The organism is Vibrio sp. CAU 1672 (assembly GCF_029223195.1).
Classification (GTDB): domain Bacteria; phylum Pseudomonadota; class Gammaproteobacteria; order Enterobacterales; family Vibrionaceae; genus Vibrio.
In genome coordinates this window covers 38,050-52,567 of the sequence record NZ_JARHUF010000024.1, presented here as the reverse complement: position 1 = coordinate 52,567, position 14,518 = coordinate 38,050, and the positions used below count along the sequence as shown (strand labels likewise).

General features: G+C 50.3%; 15 protein-coding genes. 7 read left to right on the top strand and 8 right to left on the bottom strand.

Annotated features, from left to right (window positions below; all coding sequences use genetic code 11):
- Positions 1-148 precede the first annotated feature (148 nt).
- Together P2G85_RS17545 and P2G85_RS17540 are read left to right on the top strand one after the other, a co-directional pair.
- Positions 149-517, top strand: a complete 369-nt coding sequence (locus P2G85_RS17545) for a PilZ domain-containing protein (RefSeq protein ID WP_275865365.1) — start codon at positions 149-151, stop codon at positions 515-517.
- 28 nt (positions 518-545) lie between these two features.
- Complete coding sequence (locus P2G85_RS17540) at positions 546-1,550, top strand: M23 family metallopeptidase (protein ID WP_275865364.1); 1,005 nt, start codon at positions 546-548, stop codon at positions 1,548-1,550.
- A 79-nt stretch (positions 1,551-1,629) separates the two neighbouring features.
- On the opposite strand, the gene tyrA is transcribed toward P2G85_RS17540, so the two are convergent.
- From tyrA to nagZ, 3 genes are all read right to left on the bottom strand, one after another.
- On the bottom strand, positions 1,630-2,757 hold the full coding sequence (tyrA, locus tag P2G85_RS17535) for a bifunctional chorismate mutase/prephenate dehydrogenase (RefSeq protein ID WP_275865363.1): 1,128 nt from the start codon (positions 2,755-2,757) through the stop codon (positions 1,630-1,632).
- Between the two features lie 26 nt (positions 2,758-2,783).
- On the bottom strand, positions 2,784-3,857 hold the full coding sequence (locus tag P2G85_RS17530) for a 3-deoxy-7-phosphoheptulonate synthase (protein WP_275865362.1): 1,074 nt from the start codon (positions 3,855-3,857) through the stop codon (positions 2,784-2,786).
- A 212-nt stretch (positions 3,858-4,069) separates the two neighbouring features.
- The gene (gene nagZ / locus P2G85_RS17525; protein WP_275865361.1) at positions 4,070-5,053 is read right to left on the bottom strand and encodes a beta-N-acetylhexosaminidase; all 984 of its coding nucleotides are present in this window, start codon (positions 5,051-5,053) and stop codon (positions 4,070-4,072) included.
- Positions 5,054-5,153: 100 nt separating this feature from the next.
- Between nagZ and P2G85_RS17520 the strand changes: the two genes are divergently transcribed.
- Both P2G85_RS17520 and murQ read left to right on the top strand, forming a co-directional pair.
- Positions 5,154-6,266, top strand: coding sequence for an anhydro-N-acetylmuramic acid kinase (locus P2G85_RS17520; RefSeq protein ID WP_275865360.1), 1,113 nt, complete (start codon positions 5,154-5,156; stop codon positions 6,264-6,266).
- Positions 6,267-6,284: 18 nt separating this feature from the next.
- The gene (gene murQ, locus P2G85_RS17515) at positions 6,285-7,211 is read left to right on the top strand and encodes an N-acetylmuramic acid 6-phosphate etherase (RefSeq protein ID WP_275865359.1); all 927 of its coding nucleotides are present in this window, start codon (positions 6,285-6,287) and stop codon (positions 7,209-7,211) included.
- 16 nt (positions 7,212-7,227) lie between these two features.
- Here the strand turns inward: murQ and P2G85_RS17510 are convergent, their stop codons facing one another.
- Positions 7,228-7,581: a DUF3179 domain-containing (seleno)protein gene (locus tag P2G85_RS17510; RefSeq protein ID WP_275865358.1), complete on the bottom strand. Its 354-nt coding sequence runs from the start codon at positions 7,579-7,581 to the stop codon at positions 7,228-7,230.
- Between the two features lie 136 nt (positions 7,582-7,717).
- Positions 7,718-8,059 carry a DUF2799 domain-containing protein gene (locus tag P2G85_RS17505; protein ID WP_275865357.1) on the bottom strand — a complete coding sequence of 114 codons (342 nt, stop codon included), beginning with the start codon at positions 8,057-8,059 and terminating at the stop codon, positions 7,718-7,720.
- A gap of 312 nt (positions 8,060-8,371) precedes the next feature.
- Between P2G85_RS17505 and P2G85_RS17500 the strand changes: the two genes are divergently transcribed.
- From P2G85_RS17500 to btsR, 3 genes are all read left to right on the top strand, one after another.
- The gene (locus tag P2G85_RS17500) at positions 8,372-9,856 is read left to right on the top strand and encodes a carbon starvation protein A (protein WP_275865356.1); all 1,485 of its coding nucleotides are present in this window, start codon (positions 8,372-8,374) and stop codon (positions 9,854-9,856) included.
- A gap of 120 nt (positions 9,857-9,976) precedes the next feature.
- Positions 9,977-11,641: a sensor histidine kinase gene (locus tag P2G85_RS17495; RefSeq protein ID WP_275865355.1), complete on the top strand. Its 1,665-nt coding sequence runs from the start codon at positions 9,977-9,979 to the stop codon at positions 11,639-11,641.
- A gap of 35 nt (positions 11,642-11,676) precedes the next feature.
- A complete protein-coding gene (gene btsR, locus P2G85_RS17490) occupies positions 11,677-12,405 on the top strand; it encodes a two-component system response regulator BtsR (RefSeq protein WP_275865354.1) in 729 nt (242 codons plus the stop codon).
- Between the two features lie 39 nt (positions 12,406-12,444).
- Here btsR and ispH read toward each other — a convergent pair whose 3' ends face one another.
- From ispH to lspA, 3 genes are all read right to left on the bottom strand, one after another.
- Positions 12,445-13,410, bottom strand: coding sequence for a 4-hydroxy-3-methylbut-2-enyl diphosphate reductase (ispH, locus tag P2G85_RS17485; RefSeq protein WP_275865353.1), 966 nt, complete (start codon positions 13,408-13,410; stop codon positions 12,445-12,447).
- A 24-nt stretch (positions 13,411-13,434) separates the two neighbouring features.
- On the bottom strand, positions 13,435-13,866 hold the full coding sequence (fkpB, locus tag P2G85_RS17480; protein WP_275865352.1) for an FKBP-type peptidyl-prolyl cis-trans isomerase: 432 nt from the start codon (positions 13,864-13,866) through the stop codon (positions 13,435-13,437).
- Between the two features lie 141 nt (positions 13,867-14,007).
- On the bottom strand, positions 14,008-14,514 hold the full coding sequence (gene lspA / locus P2G85_RS17475; protein WP_275865351.1) for a signal peptidase II: 507 nt from the start codon (positions 14,512-14,514) through the stop codon (positions 14,008-14,010).
- Between the last annotated feature and the right edge of the window lie 4 nt (positions 14,515-14,518).

Here is a 14,518-nt window from a genome sequence, read left to right as displayed (position 1 = left end):
TGGCGACCTTTGTTGTTTGGGTCGCCAAAATGCTCTCAACGCAGGGCGAAGATACTTGAGCACTGCCGACACTTTTGCATAAAAAATGCACCATATGAGCACTCTTTGATATAGTATTTCGTTAATTTACTATTGATTGGAGAGGTTTATGACGGAACGCAGACGCTTTGCACGCATTATCCATCATGCTCCCGCACAGCTGCAGCAAGGTCAGTTGCACTTGGATGCCACTATCAGAGATCTTTCGCTGCACGGCTTACTGCTTGAATTGGCTGACACCGAGCCGCTCAATCGCCAATACCCGGTTACGGTTACATTTGCTTTTGCAGAATCGGAACAACGGTTAAGCCTGACCGCTGATATCGTGGATGCGGGGCCACATACCGCGCGGCTCAAAATAACTAGTATCGATATCAACAGCATTAGCCAGTTAAAACGATTTATTCAATTAAACATAGGTAATGATGAACTGCTGCACCGGGAGCTCGAACACCTCTCTGACTTAGGCTGCGAATGAGTCATTATCTGAAACAGTAACAATAACCATGTCAAAAAAAATCACAATGCAGATCCCGACCCGAAGAGGTGAACAGCACTTTCATTTGGGGCGAATCTCAGTCAGCGTAATCATATCCTCACTGCTTGCTCTGCCGCTCGTGGCCGGAGGGGCCTGGTACCTGCACCAGCAACAGACACAAAGCCAGTTATCACTCAGCCAGGCACTGACCCAGCTGGAGAATGAAAAAGCCGCTTTGGAAGCCAAATATCAAGAGCAACTCGATTCCAACCACTCATTGGCCCAATCGCTGAACGAAAAGAACAATCAGCTACAACTGCTGGGTAAACGGATATTTGACGTGGAATCAGTCCTGGGTATTACGGTCGAAGATTTCGACAGCGAAGACAATATCGCCCTTGAGGAGCGAATTGACGCCGCCGCGATCGATTCAGCGGTACGTGCGACCATGTTTCGTATGATCCCCAATGACAGCCCGATGACCTACCAACGTATTTCCTCCTCCTACGGCCGCCGGATCAATCCGATCAGCGGAAAGCGCCATGTCCATACCGGTATTGATTTGACCTGCAAGCCGGGTGAAGAGATATTAGCGCCAGCCGATGGTGTGGTGGAAACCGTCCGTCCGAGTAACAAAGGCTACGGCAACTACCTGACGGTCAGACACTCGTTTGGCTTTATGAGCTCCTACGCCCACCTAAAGCGCTTTAAAGTCAAAAGCGGCCAGTTTGTCAGCAAAGGTGACGTGATTGCCAACTGTGGCAACTCGGGTAACTCGACCGGGCCCCACCTGCATTATGAAGTACGCTTTTTAGGGCGAGCATTAAATCCGCAGTACCTGATGGATTGGACGCCAGAAAACTTCAATTACGTGTTTGAAAAAGAGAAAAAAGTCAAATGGGGTCCTTTGGTGCAATTAATTGACAACGTAGTGCGCCTGCAAATCAACCTGACCAACTCTCCGTATCAGGACACCAGTATCAGCACGGTCTCAAGTGAGGACTCAACCACAGCGCCAATCAATACCAACTAAGTGCATCGGTAACGATATTCTCCTCCACTGGAAACCAAAAGAGCAGCCCTTGGCTGCTCTTTTTTCGCTTCTTGATAAATTAGCCGCGATGAATATTGTCGTTGGCTTGCTTAAGCAGATTCTGACTCTCCAGCATAAACTGCTGGGAGTAATCGCCAAACCAGTCGCTGACCTGGTTGAAGCTCTCAACAAAACTCGCTTTGTCATGGCGCTCAAGTATTTGCAGTGCCTCACCAAAGCGCTGGTGAAAGCGCTTGATCATATCGATGTTCTCTTGTGAAGAGAGAATGATATCACCGTATAAATTGGGATCCTGACCAAACAAGCGCCCGACCATCGCCAGTTCCAAACGGTAAATCGGCGAACTCAAGGTTAACAGTTGCTCAATATTCGGATTCTCTTGACTCAGGTGCATACCGTAAGCAAACGAAGTGAAGTGGCGCAATGCCTGAATCAGAGTCATGCCATGATCATGCTCCTCAGCCTCAATCTGACACAGACTCGCCCCCCAAATACCAAACTGTTGTAACAACCATTGGTAAGCCTCTTTGCCGCGACCATCACAATAAACAATCACCTGTTTGGCCAGGCTGGGAACATCAGGACCAAACATCGGGTGCAAGCCAACCACCGGACCAGAATGAGTCCGCAACATCGCTTGCAGCGGCTTAGATTTAATCGAGGTAAGATCACATAAAATGCAATCTTCTGGCAAATTACTTAACTTAGCGATGACCCCTTCCGTCAGGTGGATAGGAACCGTCACCACCACTAGCCCGGCATCTGCTAATATCTCATCGGCGCGATCCCAGTCTTTGCTGCCCAGCACTTTCACTTGGTAACCTGACAGTTTGAACATCCGCCCAAACAGGCCGCCTAGTTGACCATGCCCACCAACAATGACGACAGAGCGCAACTCGGGGTTTAAACACTTAAAACCGGAATCTTTCTCACTGGCATAAGATTCACGCATCGTCCGGCGCAGGATGTCTTCAATCAGTTGTGGCGGCACTCCGATTTTCTCCGCTTCAGCCCGGCGGGACGCCAACATCGCCGCCTCACGATCCGGGGCATAAATCGGCAAGCCGTGTTGGCTTTTGACCTCCCCAACTTTCTCTACCAGCGCTAAACGCTGAGCCAAAAGCTCGAGCATTTGCTTGTCGACTGCATCAATCTGATCGCGTAACGCGTTAAGTTCAACTGCCATTGATGTTCCTTGAATAAGTTCCGTTTTTAGCCTTGTTGGCGGTTTTCCAGAAAAGGCACCAGCTCCTGGTGTGCATGGCATAATAGTGCCTCAGTTGCCTCCCAATTGATACACGCATCAGTGATCGACACGCCATATTGCATCTCTTCGCGAGGCAGCTCCGATGACTGGTTACCCTCATTGATATGACTCTCTATCATCAGGCCGATGATCGATTTGTTGCCTTCGCGGATCTGGTGAATCACATCTTCCGCCACCAACGGCTGACGACGGTAATCTTTGCGTGAATTCGCATGGCTGCAGTCAACCATCAACGATGCTTCCAGGCCTGATTTCGCCATTTCTTGCTCACACTCAGCTACCGATACCGAGTCATAGTTGGTCTGCTTACCACCACGCAGGATCACATGGCCATTCGGGTTGCCTTGAGTGGTCAGCAGTGCAACCTGACCTTCACGGCTGATCCCCATGAAACGGTGGCTGGAAGAAGCGGCTTGCATCGCGTTGATTGCGGTCGCCAGGCTGCCATCAGTACCATTTTTAAAGCCAATCGGCATCGACAGGCCACTCGCCATTTCGCGGTGGGTTTGTGATTCCGTGGTACGCGCGCCAATCGCGGCCCAGCTGAAGGTATCCGCCAGGTATTGCGGACTGATCGGATCGAGAGCTTCGGTCGCCAGAGGAATGTCCATCTCTGCCAGCTCAACCAGCAATTCACGCCCGACATGCAGCCCGTGTTCAATATCAAAGCTGCCATCCAGGTGCGGGTCGTTGATCAAACCTTTCCAGCCCACCGTGGTGCGAGGCTTTTCAAAATACACACGCATCACGATATACAGTTGATCGCTCAGTTGTTCAGAGAGTGCTTTAAGACGTTTGGCATAATCCTTTGCCGCCTCGATGTCATGAATGGAACAGGGGCCACATACAACAAGCAGACGATGGTCTTTTTTGTGAATGATATTGGCAATAGTTTGACGAGACTCTTGGATGAAACGACGTGCTTTTTCACTCAGAGGCAGTTTCGCTTTTAGCTCGTCAGGGGTAATAAGAACCTGTTCGTCGCTAATATTAATGTTGCTCAATTCACTTCTTTGCATAACTTTAACCTGTACATTTATTTTTACACCCAACCAAATCCCTGGCGAGGCAACTAAGCTTTCCCAACAAGATAACAGGACAAAAAAGAAAAACAACCGTAAACTCAGAAAAACATTAAGTGTAAACTAAAATTTACACCCGCAACAGGGAGCATTCCCTGCGGGCCTGAGAGCCGCGCTTTCAGCCATTTATCCGCCCTGATGCAAGCCCCCTACTCAGTCAAACGCTTCATCGCTTCACTGGCCGCTTTCCACTCCGGTGACAGTTTGAGCTCACTCAACGAAAAGCGCTGTTTTTTCCGCAACGCATCGGCCTGTGGCACAGAGGTGATCGGCAGGTGATCCAACACCGCAACTTGGGCATCTCGCTGATTACACATCAACAGCATGTCACAGCCAGCCTTAAGAGCCTGAGCGCCGCGTTCTGCTGGCCCCCCCATGATCGCCGCGCCTTCCATGGTTAAATCGTCTGAGAAGATCAACCCTTTAAACCCGAGCTGTTGACGCAGAATTTGCTTCAACCAATATTCAGATCCACTGGCCGGCTGAGAATCATAACTGGGGAAAACAACGTGAGCAGGCATCATTGCATCCAAAATGCCCGAGTCGATTTGCGCTTTGAAAATCGCCATATCTTGTTCAAAAATATCACTACGCAGGTCATATGGCGTTTCCAGGTGAGAATCCGCAATCACACCACCGTGCCCCGGGAAGTGTTTACCTGTGGTCGCCATACCCACGCTTTTCATCCCCTGCATATACGCCGTGCTATGACGCAGGATGGTCTCCATATCTTCACCGAACGCGCGGTTGCCGATCGCTCTGCATTGGTGACCTTTGTCCAGTACAGGGGCAAAGCTTAAATCAACATCGTGCGCAATCAGCTCCGCCGCCATCAGCCAGCCGCCCATCCGGGCCAGCTCTGCACTGTTGGGATGTTTTGCGTACTCAGCGGCAGCCGGAATCAATGAAAATCCCTCACGGAACCGCTGAACTCGCCCGCCTTCCTGATCGACGCCGATCAATAGCGGCCGCTTGGCCGCTTGGCGGATGGCTTGAGTCAGCGCTTGCAGTTGCTCGCTATCATGATAGTTACGCGTAAATAAGATCAAACCACCAACCGTGGGATGCTGTAAAATTTCTCGGTCTTCGGCAGTCAGTTCATAGCCTGCGACATCCACCCATAACGGCCCCATTTTTTCTCCTCAAAATCAGCGAAATATCTCGAACTCAATGAGGTTATTCGCTTCAGATTTGCTTTACAATAAGCGAATGCAAGAATTGATGAGATCGACTGTGAATCGTAACGAACTGTATATTGGCGTGATGTCAGGCACCAGCCTGGATGGTGTGGATACCGCGCTGGTTGAAATTGATGACATTGATGTTCACTTGCTCGCACATGACGATTACCCGATGCCTGCGCACATCAAACAAAGCTTATTGTCGGTTTGCACCGGCCAGGACACCAACTTACAAACTATTGGTGAACTTGATCATCAACTCGGTCACCTGTTTGCGGATGCGGTACTGCAACTGCTGGAAAAATCTGGCTATTCCGCACAGCAAATTCGCGCTATCGGTAATCACGGCCAAACCGTGTTCCACCACCCGGGCGGTAAATGGCCTTTTACCACTCAGCTTGGCGATGCCAACATCATCGCAGTAAAAACCGGCATCGATACGGTCGCGGACTTCCGTCGCAAAGACATGGCACTGGGTGGCCAGGGAGCACCACTGGTCCCGGCGTTTCATCACTGTATGTTTAGCATGCAAGACTCCACTACCGTGGTTTTAAACATCGGTGGCATTGCCAATATCTCAGTACTACACCCCCCAAAACCGGTCATTGGCTACGACACCGGGCCGGGAAACATGCTGATGGACGCCTGGTGTGAAAAGCATACCGCGCAAGGCTTTGATAAAGACGCGCAGTTTGCCCGCCAGGGAACGCTCAACCACATACTGTTAGAGCAGCTGCTGCAAGAACCTTACTTAGCCATGTCTGCGCCCAAAAGCACAGGTCGCGAACTGTTCAACATCGAGTGGTTACAGCGCCATCTCTCCGGGCATCATTTGCCAGCCGCAGACGTACAGCGCACGCTGTGTGAGTACTCGGCTGTCACCATTGCCAATGAGGTTACCAAGTTCACCGATGGAGCGCATCCTCAGCTGTTAGTTTGTGGCGGTGGTGCACGTAACCCGCTCTTGATGCAGCGCCTGGCTACATTGCTGCCACCATGGCACGTCGCCACCACCTCCCAGAAAGGGATCGACAGTGATTATATGGAAGCCATGGCATTTGCCTGGCTGGCTCAGCGGCGCATACACGGACTGGCCAGTAACCTGCCAGAGGTCACCGGAGCCAGTCGCCTGGCTTCACTCGGCGTGCTCTATCCAAAAGATTAATATAACCAAGGCTTAATTATGACTAACGATGCACTGATCAACGCACTGGCCCAATTAGTCTCTGAAGGACGTAATCCCGATACCATGGATATCGATTTGTTACCTTCAGGGGAAATTGTTCAACGTCTCAATCAACAGGACAAGCTTGTCCCTCTCGCTGTGGAAAAGGTACTCGCAGAGATTGCTCTTGCCGTTGATAAAATCGCTGAGGCGTTTAAAGTTGGTGGCAGACTGGTATACATGGGTGCCGGTACCAGCGGCCGTCTTGGCGTACTGGACGCTTCCGAGTGCCCACCGACCTTTGGCGTATCAGACCAAATGGTACTGGGACTCATTGCCGGTGGCCCTGAAGCGATCCTTAAAGCCAAGGAAGGGGCGGAAGATTCGCCTTTACTGGGCGAAAAGGATTTGAAAGACATTCAGTTCAACCAGCGAGATGTGGTCGTGGGTATTGCAGCAAGTGGCCGTACCCCTTATGTGATCGGCGGGCTGGAGTATGCCAATAAAATTGGCGCAACCACTGTCGCACTGTCGTGTAACCCAGATTCACCGATTGCCGATCTGGCAGATATTGCCATTTCCCCCGTTGTCGGACCGGAAGCCCTGACCGGTTCTACACGTTTAAAATCGGGCACGGCACAAAAATTGGTGTTAAATATGCTCACTACCGCCAGCATGATCCGCCTCGGTAAGAGTTATCAAAACCTGATGGTGGACGTGAAAGCCACTAACCAGAAGTTGGTGGCCCGGGCGGCGCGTATCGTGATGCAAGCCACGGAGTGTGACAGAACGCAGGCGATCAGCACTCTCAAACAAACCGACTACGACGTCAAACTGGCGATCTTAATGATCCTAACCGGGCTGGATATTCAAGCCGCGCGCCAACAGTTGCAGCAACAAAACGGCTTTCTGCGCAAAGCGGTGCAAGAACACCAACAAGACTAGCCGCCAGCGGGCCTGGTTACGGCACCGAATCCAGACACAGGTTATGGTGCCGAAGGCCAGAAACGCCAAACGAACGCGGTCTGCCATTCACGATCGCATCAAACACCATCGCTGTACCAAACAAGGGGCAGTAGGTCACCGTAACGGGCTCACCATTAAAATGGTCATTCACAATTTCATGCCAAATTAAGATTCGTAACGGGTAAGCGCGTGCTTTGCCGTCGCGGACAAGTCCGAGCATAATATCGTCATCGCGGAGATAATTAACCTGATTGGCAGGAACAAATTTCGGATGATCGATGGCTGGAATACCATCTCGAGGCGGCCCTCCGCGGAGAATATCTTGCTCAGGGACCAGCGCATCTGACAAGTTGAAACCATTCAGGCTCGTCGCCTAAATGGGGAAAGAGAAGCCAAGAAACAGCAAGAATGAAAAGAGCGCAATGGGCGTTTGCATAGACTACCCTCCAAGCGGGTTATCCTTAACGGTAGTCTATAAGACCGGATCAGTTGCTGTATTCGTTCCAGCCCCGCTGCCATTCCATGCGGAATTTCTGTGCTTGCTGGGTGCCTTCACAGACACCTTCATAATACTGGCCGGACAGGCCGATTTGGTAAGCGACATTGGGGTTGCAGTATTCTTCAATCCCTTTCAGGTATCCCTGATCGTAGTCACCTTGTCGGACACTCCCGAGCTTATTTAAAGCTTTGGCGGAGCGGGGAGTATGGCCCGCCACCCCATCCTGATAGCCAATTTGATACCAGTCACCTGACTGAGCAAGTTCTTGTGTCGTCGCCGTACAGCCCGCTAATAACGCGAGCACAATACCCAAGGTCACCTTTCGCATATTTTATCCTTAACTGTTTGTTTTCAATACAAGCTTATCACTAAATGGTCCACTTTGCCGCTTATCACAAGGTTTGGACACTCAGTTACCATACCAAACAAAGGTAAAAGCAACTCACCCTTGAGAGCCGGATGCCACCACCCAAAGTCTCCTTCAACCACTGAGCAAACGTTTAAACCACTTAATAGCCATAACGACCACTCACCACTCTATTCAGCCACTCATCCACTGAGTGAATGCATTTAACAAAACAGGCGAATACCATACATCCTGAGATTAAAATATGACCCTACCCAACCAAGGACAATTGCTATGATGTGGTTTCTAACCTGTGTCGCAGCCCTCATCGGCGGATACTTCATCTACGGCGCTTTCGTTGAGAAAGTTTTCGGTATCAATGAGAAACGCCAAACCCCTGCTCATACTAAAGCAGATGGTGTTGACTACGTTCCAATGTCAACCAAGAAAGTTTATCTGGTCCAGCTACTTAACATCGCTGGCGTCGGCCCGATCTTCGGCCCAATTATGGGTGCCCTCTACGGGCCTGCTGCGATGCTCTGGATTGTCGTCGGCTGTATCTTTGCCGGTGCGGTACACGATTATTTCTCTGGCATGCTTTCGGTACGCAACGGCGGTGCATCGGTACCGACCATCACCGGTCGCTATCTGGGCAATGGCGCAAAACACTTTATGAACATCTTTGCCATTGTTCTGTTGCTTCTGGTTGGTGTGGTATTTGTGTCTGCCCCGGCAGGGATGATCACCAACCTTATCAATGATCAAACCAGCCTGTCGGTCAGCATGACCACCATGGTTATTGCCATCTTTGCTTATTACATTATCGCAACGATTGTTCCGGTCGACAAAATCATCGGCCGCTTTTATCCACTGTTTGGTGCCCTGTTGATCTTTATGTCTGTAGGCCTGATGACCGCGATTGCTTTTTCCAGCGAGCATACTGTCATGGGTGAGTTCCAGATCAGTGACATGTTCACCAACCTGAACCCAAATGACATGCCTCTTTGGCCTGCACTGTTTATCACGATTGCCTGCGGTGCTATCTCTGGTTTCCACGCCACTCAGTCTCCATTGATGGCGCGTTGTATGCAAAACGAGAAAAACGGTCGCTTCGTATTCTACGGTGCCATGATTGGTGAAGGGGTTATTGCACTGATCTGGTGTGCGATTGCACTGTCTTTCTTTGGCTCACTGGACGCCCTGTCTGAAGCAGTGAAAAACGGTGGTCCGGGCAACGTGGTTTACAGCGCTTCATTTGGACTGCTGGGCGTATTTGGTGGTGTGCTTGCTTTCCTGGGTGTGGTTATTCTGCCTATTACTTCTGGTGACACTGCGTTCCGCTCAAGCCGCCTGATCCTGGCTGAGTACTTCAATATGGAACAGAAAACCCTGCGCAACCGCCTGCTGATGGCTGTTCCCCTGTTTGTTATCGGTGGGATCCTGACCCAAGTAGACTTCGGCATCATCTGGCGCTACTTTGGTTTTGCCAACCAGTCAACCGCAGTGATGATGCTGTGGACCGCATCGGCTTACTTACTGCGCCATAACAAGCTGCACTGGATCACGACGGTACCGGCTATGTTTATGACCACCGTGTGTGCAAGCTTCATCCTTAGCAACAGTACGCTTGGTTTCGGTCTGCCTGTTCAGATATCAACCATTGCCGGAATCCTGTTCTCACTATCAGTAGCAACTTATGTGATTAAAACCTCGAAAGGTAAAGGTGAGATAGACCTCGCCGACGAGGAGAAACCGCAAGCAGCCTCTGAAACAGCATAATCAATAATTTGCTTACAAACCGGTTTGCCATCACTGACTGGTTAAGATAAAGAGCCTGCCCATCGCAGGCTCTTTTTATTTGCCTTACAATAACATCATCAATTTCAGGTTAGGTTCGCTATGGAACTGGTTATATCTCTCTTACAGCAAATGTGTGTTTACCTTGTGCTGGCGTATATGCTGAGTAAAACACCGATCATCTTACCGCTGTTGAGTATCTCATCGCGGCTCAGCCACCGTTTGATCTGCTACGTACTGTTCTCTGGCTTCTGCATTCTTGGGACCTATTTCGGCTTACATATTAACGATGCGATCGCAAACACCCGCGCTATTGGCGCCGTAATGGGCGGGCTATTTGGCGGCCCGGTGGTGGGCTTTGCAGTAGGATTAACCGGCGGTATCCATCGATACTCGCTGGGAGGGTTTACTGACTTAGCCTGTGCCATTTCGACCACTGCCGAAGGCCTGATTGGTGGCTTGTTGCATGTATACCTGATCAAACGTAACAAAGGCACAATGCTGTTTAATCCAAGCGTAGTGTTCAGTGTCACTTTTGTCGCGGAAATCGTACAGATGATTCTTTTACTCGCCGTCGCCAAACCATTCGACCAAGCCTATGAGCTGGTCTCAGCGATTGCCGCACCAATGATTATCGCCAACTCAGTCGGTGCTGCGCTGTTTATGAGCATCCTGCAAGATCGTAAAACCATCTTCGAAAAATATTCCGCAACCTTTTCCCGGCGTGCATTAACCATCGCAGACCGCTCGGTGGGCATCCTCAGCAATGGCTTTAACAGCGAAAATGCCGAGAAAATAGCCCGCATCATCTATGAAGAAACCAAAGTCGGAGCGGTCGCCATTACCGACCATGAGAAAATTCTCGCCTTCATCGGTATTGGTGATGATCACCACCAACCCAACACGCCGATCTCATCGCAGAGCACCCTCGACTCGATGGCACAAAACGACATCATTTACCTTGATGGCAGTGAACGCCCTTATCAGTGTTCACTGGCCAAAGATTGCAAGTTGGGCTCTGCGCTGATCATCCCCCTGCGTGCCGGCAAGGCGGTGATCGGAACCATCAAACTGTACGAGCCGAAACGCAAGCTGTTTTCCACCGTCAACAAGTCGATCGCCGAAGGGATAGCCCAGCTTCTTTCCAGCCAAATCTTGTACGGCGACTACCAACAACAGCAAGCTTTGCTGGCACAAGCCGAAATCAAATTGCTACAGGCACAAGTCAATCCACATTTTCTGTTTAATGCCCTCAATACCATCAGTGCCATCATCCGCCGGGATCCGGACAAAGCACGGGAACTGATCCAAAACCTCTCCCAGTTCTTTCGCAGTAATCTAAAACAGAACATCGAAACGGTGACACTCAAAGAAGAGCTGGCCCATGTGAATGCCTATCTGAGTATCGAAAAAGCCCGCTTTACCGATCGGTTAGAGATCAACATTGATATTGCCCCGGACTTACTGGATATCCAGCTACCCAGTTTTACTTTACAACCTTTGGTTGAGAACGCGATTAAGCATGGTATTTCCAACCGGCTCGAAGGTGGTGTGATCAAAATATACAGTCAACCACACCGCCTCGGCGCCCGGATCACGGTCGAAGACAACGCCGGCAGTTTTACGCAACCAAACGCAAACCATTCCGGCCTGGGGATGGAAATTGTCGATAAACGCCTCACCAACCGGTTTGGACGTGACTCAGCACTAAAAATTCACTGCGAACCACATCAATTTACTAAGATGAGCTTTATCATTCCCAGGTAACGTAACTGGTGTACAGCAGTATAAGGGATAAACGGATGTTAACTGCACTTGTCATTGATGATGAACAGTTTGCTCGTGAAGAGCTGGCCGAACTATTAACCGAATCAGGCCAAATCGAGGTAATTGGCGAGGCTGCAAATGCCGTGCTGGGCCTGAAAAAAATCAATGAGCTCAAACCCGATGTGGTATTTCTGGATGTTCAAATGCCACAAGTCACCGGTATCGAATTACTGGGAATGCTCGATCCTGACAGTATGCCTTACGTGGTATTTGTCACCGCTTACGATCAATATGCAATCCAGGCATTTGAAGACAATGCCTTCGATTACCTGCTTAAACCGGTCGATCCTGCCCGGCTGACCAAAACCGTCAAACGCCTGAATAAAATGGTCACTCAATCGGCAATGCCTCAGCAACTATCAGCCATTACACCGGACAGCCTCAGCCAGATTCCCTGCATCGGCCACAACCGGATTGTGATCATGGCGACCGACAGCGTTGAGTGCGCCTACAGTGATATCAGTGGCGTACACGTTCGTACCGGCAGCCAGACTGCCAGCACCCAGCTGACCCTAAAAACGCTGGAGGGAAAAACCCCATTAGTGCGTTGTCACCGCCAGTACTTAGTCAACATTAAGGCAATCAGTGAAATCAAACTGCTTGAGAACGGACTGGCTGAAATCGTCACCCTGACCGGATTTGAAATTCCAGTCAGTCGCCGCTACCTCAAGGTACTGAAAGAGATGCTTGGTATCAGCCACTAAAAAGGCGACCCATGGTCGCCTGTATTTACTGTCACGCAATTAATCGACTTGCTTAACCTGCAGCTCTTTCGGTACTTCGAAAAACATATTTTCTTCGCGCCCCTGGACTTCTTCTACACTACCGGCACCACTTAACGCTTTCACCCGCTCGAGGATCTGGTCAACCAGCTCTTCCGGGGCTGAAGCGCCAGCGGTAATACCGACTATCTGCTTGCCTTGCAACCACTCCGGTTTGATATCTTCCGGACAGTCGGTCAGGTAACCCGGTGTGCCCAGTTTCTCGGCCAACTCTTTGAGGCGGGTTGAATTGGAGGAGTTTTTCGATCCCACCACAATCATCACATCCACCTCTTCGGCCAGTTCGCGCACCGCATCCTGGCGGTTTTGCGTGGCGTAGCAGATATCATCTTTACGCGGGCCCTGAATATCCGGGAACACTCGACGCAGCTCGTTGATGACATCTGACGTTTCATCTACAGACAGCGTAGTTTGGCTAACGTAATGCAGATTGGTCGGATCTTTGACCACATCTACCAGGCCTTGTACATCTTCTGGCTTCTCGACTAAATACATGCCGCCCATTTCACTGGAGTACTGGCCCATGGTTCCTTCCACCTCAGGGTGACCGGCATGACCAATCAAAACTACCTCCATATTACGGCGGCTGGCACGCGCCACCTCCATATGGACTTTGGTCACCAATGGACAAGTGGCATCGAACACCGTCAGGTCGCGAGATTTTGCTTCCTGGCGCACCGCCTGGGAGACACCATGAGCGGAGAAAATCACGATGTTGTTGTCTGGTACTTCGGTAAGCTCTTCGACGAAGACCGCTCCACGCTGTTTTAGGCCCTCAACCACAAAACGGTTATGGACCACTTCATGACGCACATAGATAGGTGGCTGATACATTTCCAGTGCGCGCTCGACGATACTGATCGCACGGTCAACACCAGCACAGAAACCACGTGGGTTAGCTAACAGGATTTTCATTGCATTGCTCATGGAGGTTATCTTTTATCTGGTTCGCTATTCTACTGACAAAATTTCGACTTCGAAAGTCACGTCTTGCCCCGCCAGCGGGTGGTTAAAATCCACCGTTACCGAATCACCGGCAATTTCAGTAATAATGCCCGGGATTTCCATCCCATCAGGGCCACTGAACGCCATTATAGTGCCGACTTCAACCTCAGCATCACCTACAAACTTCGCGCGATCCATATGATGAATATGATCCGGATTAGGCATGCCAAAAGCGTCTTCTGCGGGGAGCTCAATCGCCTTTTGCTCACCGGCTTGTAAGCCAAACAAGCACTGCTCGAAATTTTCACTCAAACTGCCATCACCCATTACAAATTTAGCAGGCTTACCCATGTTATGGGTGCTGTCCGCGACCGAACCATCTTTCATTTTTATGGTAAAGTGCAGGGTTACTACGGATTCATTAGTTATTGTTGTCACGTTACGGCTTCCTTGTTCTTGGGGTTATCCAGCGTTAATTAGTTTAATGGTTGAAAATGTACGCTGCTGCGCTCCAACATAATAAAAAGCGTCGCCCGAATCAACGGACGACGCTTAGGGTTATTCAATTTATCGCAAAGATCAGTTCGAAGATTCTTTTTTACGGAAACCATCGAGGATGATCATCGCCGCACCAATAACGATCGCCATATCGGCAAGGTTAAAGGCCGGCCAGTGATAGTTGCCCCAGAAGAAGTCCAGGTAATCCACCACAAAGCCGTGTACCACCCGGTCAAACACATTACCCACTGCACCACCAATGATCAGGGCATAAGCGATGTTGCTCCACTTCTCTGTCGCAGGCAGTTTGCTCATCCAGTAACTCAAAAGACCGGTCACCACAAAAGCGATAGCGGTGAACAGCCAACGCTGCCAGCCGGCTTGATCACTCAAGAAACTGAATGCGGCTCCGTAGTTATGCACGTACAGCAGGTTAAAGAATGGCAGCACCTCAATTCGGTTTGCCCATCCGTAGCCCATGTTATCCATCACCACCAGCTTAATGCCGATATCGGCCATAAAGACCACCACCGCCAACCACAGCCAGCGAACACCCGATTGCTTTAACGTCAGTGCTTTTTCACTCATTAGT

Bases quoted from the DNA above. Each gene is read 5' to 3' on its own strand.
- P2G85_RS17545 (WP_275865365.1), top strand. From the start codon at position 149: ATGACGGAACGCAGACGCTTTGCACGCATTATCCATCATGCTCCCGCA.
- P2G85_RS17540 (WP_275865364.1), top strand. From the start codon at position 546: ATGTCAAAAAAAATCACAATGCAGATCCCGACCCGAAGAGGTGAACAG.
- tyrA (WP_275865363.1), bottom strand. From the start codon at position 2,757: ATGGCAGTTGAACTTAACGCGTTACGCGATCAGATTGATGCAGTCGAC.
- P2G85_RS17530 (WP_275865362.1), bottom strand. From the start codon at position 3,857: ATGCAAAGAAGTGAATTGAGCAACATTAATATTAGCGACGAACAGGTT.
- nagZ (WP_275865361.1), bottom strand. From the start codon at position 5,053: ATGGGGCCGTTATGGGTGGATGTCGCAGGCTATGAACTGACTGCCGAA.
- murQ (WP_275865359.1), top strand. From the start codon at position 6,285: ATGACTAACGATGCACTGATCAACGCACTGGCCCAATTAGTCTCTGAA.
- P2G85_RS17505 (WP_275865357.1), bottom strand. From the start codon at position 8,059: ATGCGAAAGGTGACCTTGGGTATTGTGCTCGCGTTATTAGCGGGCTGT.
- P2G85_RS17500 (WP_275865356.1), top strand. From the start codon at position 8,372: ATGATGTGGTTTCTAACCTGTGTCGCAGCCCTCATCGGCGGATACTTC.
- P2G85_RS17495 (WP_275865355.1), top strand. From the start codon at position 9,977: ATGGAACTGGTTATATCTCTCTTACAGCAAATGTGTGTTTACCTTGTG.
- btsR (WP_275865354.1), top strand. From the start codon at position 11,677: ATGTTAACTGCACTTGTCATTGATGATGAACAGTTTGCTCGTGAAGAG.
- ispH (WP_275865353.1), bottom strand. From the start codon at position 13,410: ATGAGCAATGCAATGAAAATCCTGTTAGCTAACCCACGTGGTTTCTGT.
- lspA (WP_275865351.1), bottom strand. From the start codon at position 14,514: ATGAGTGAAAAAGCACTGACGTTAAAGCAATCGGGTGTTCGCTGGCTG.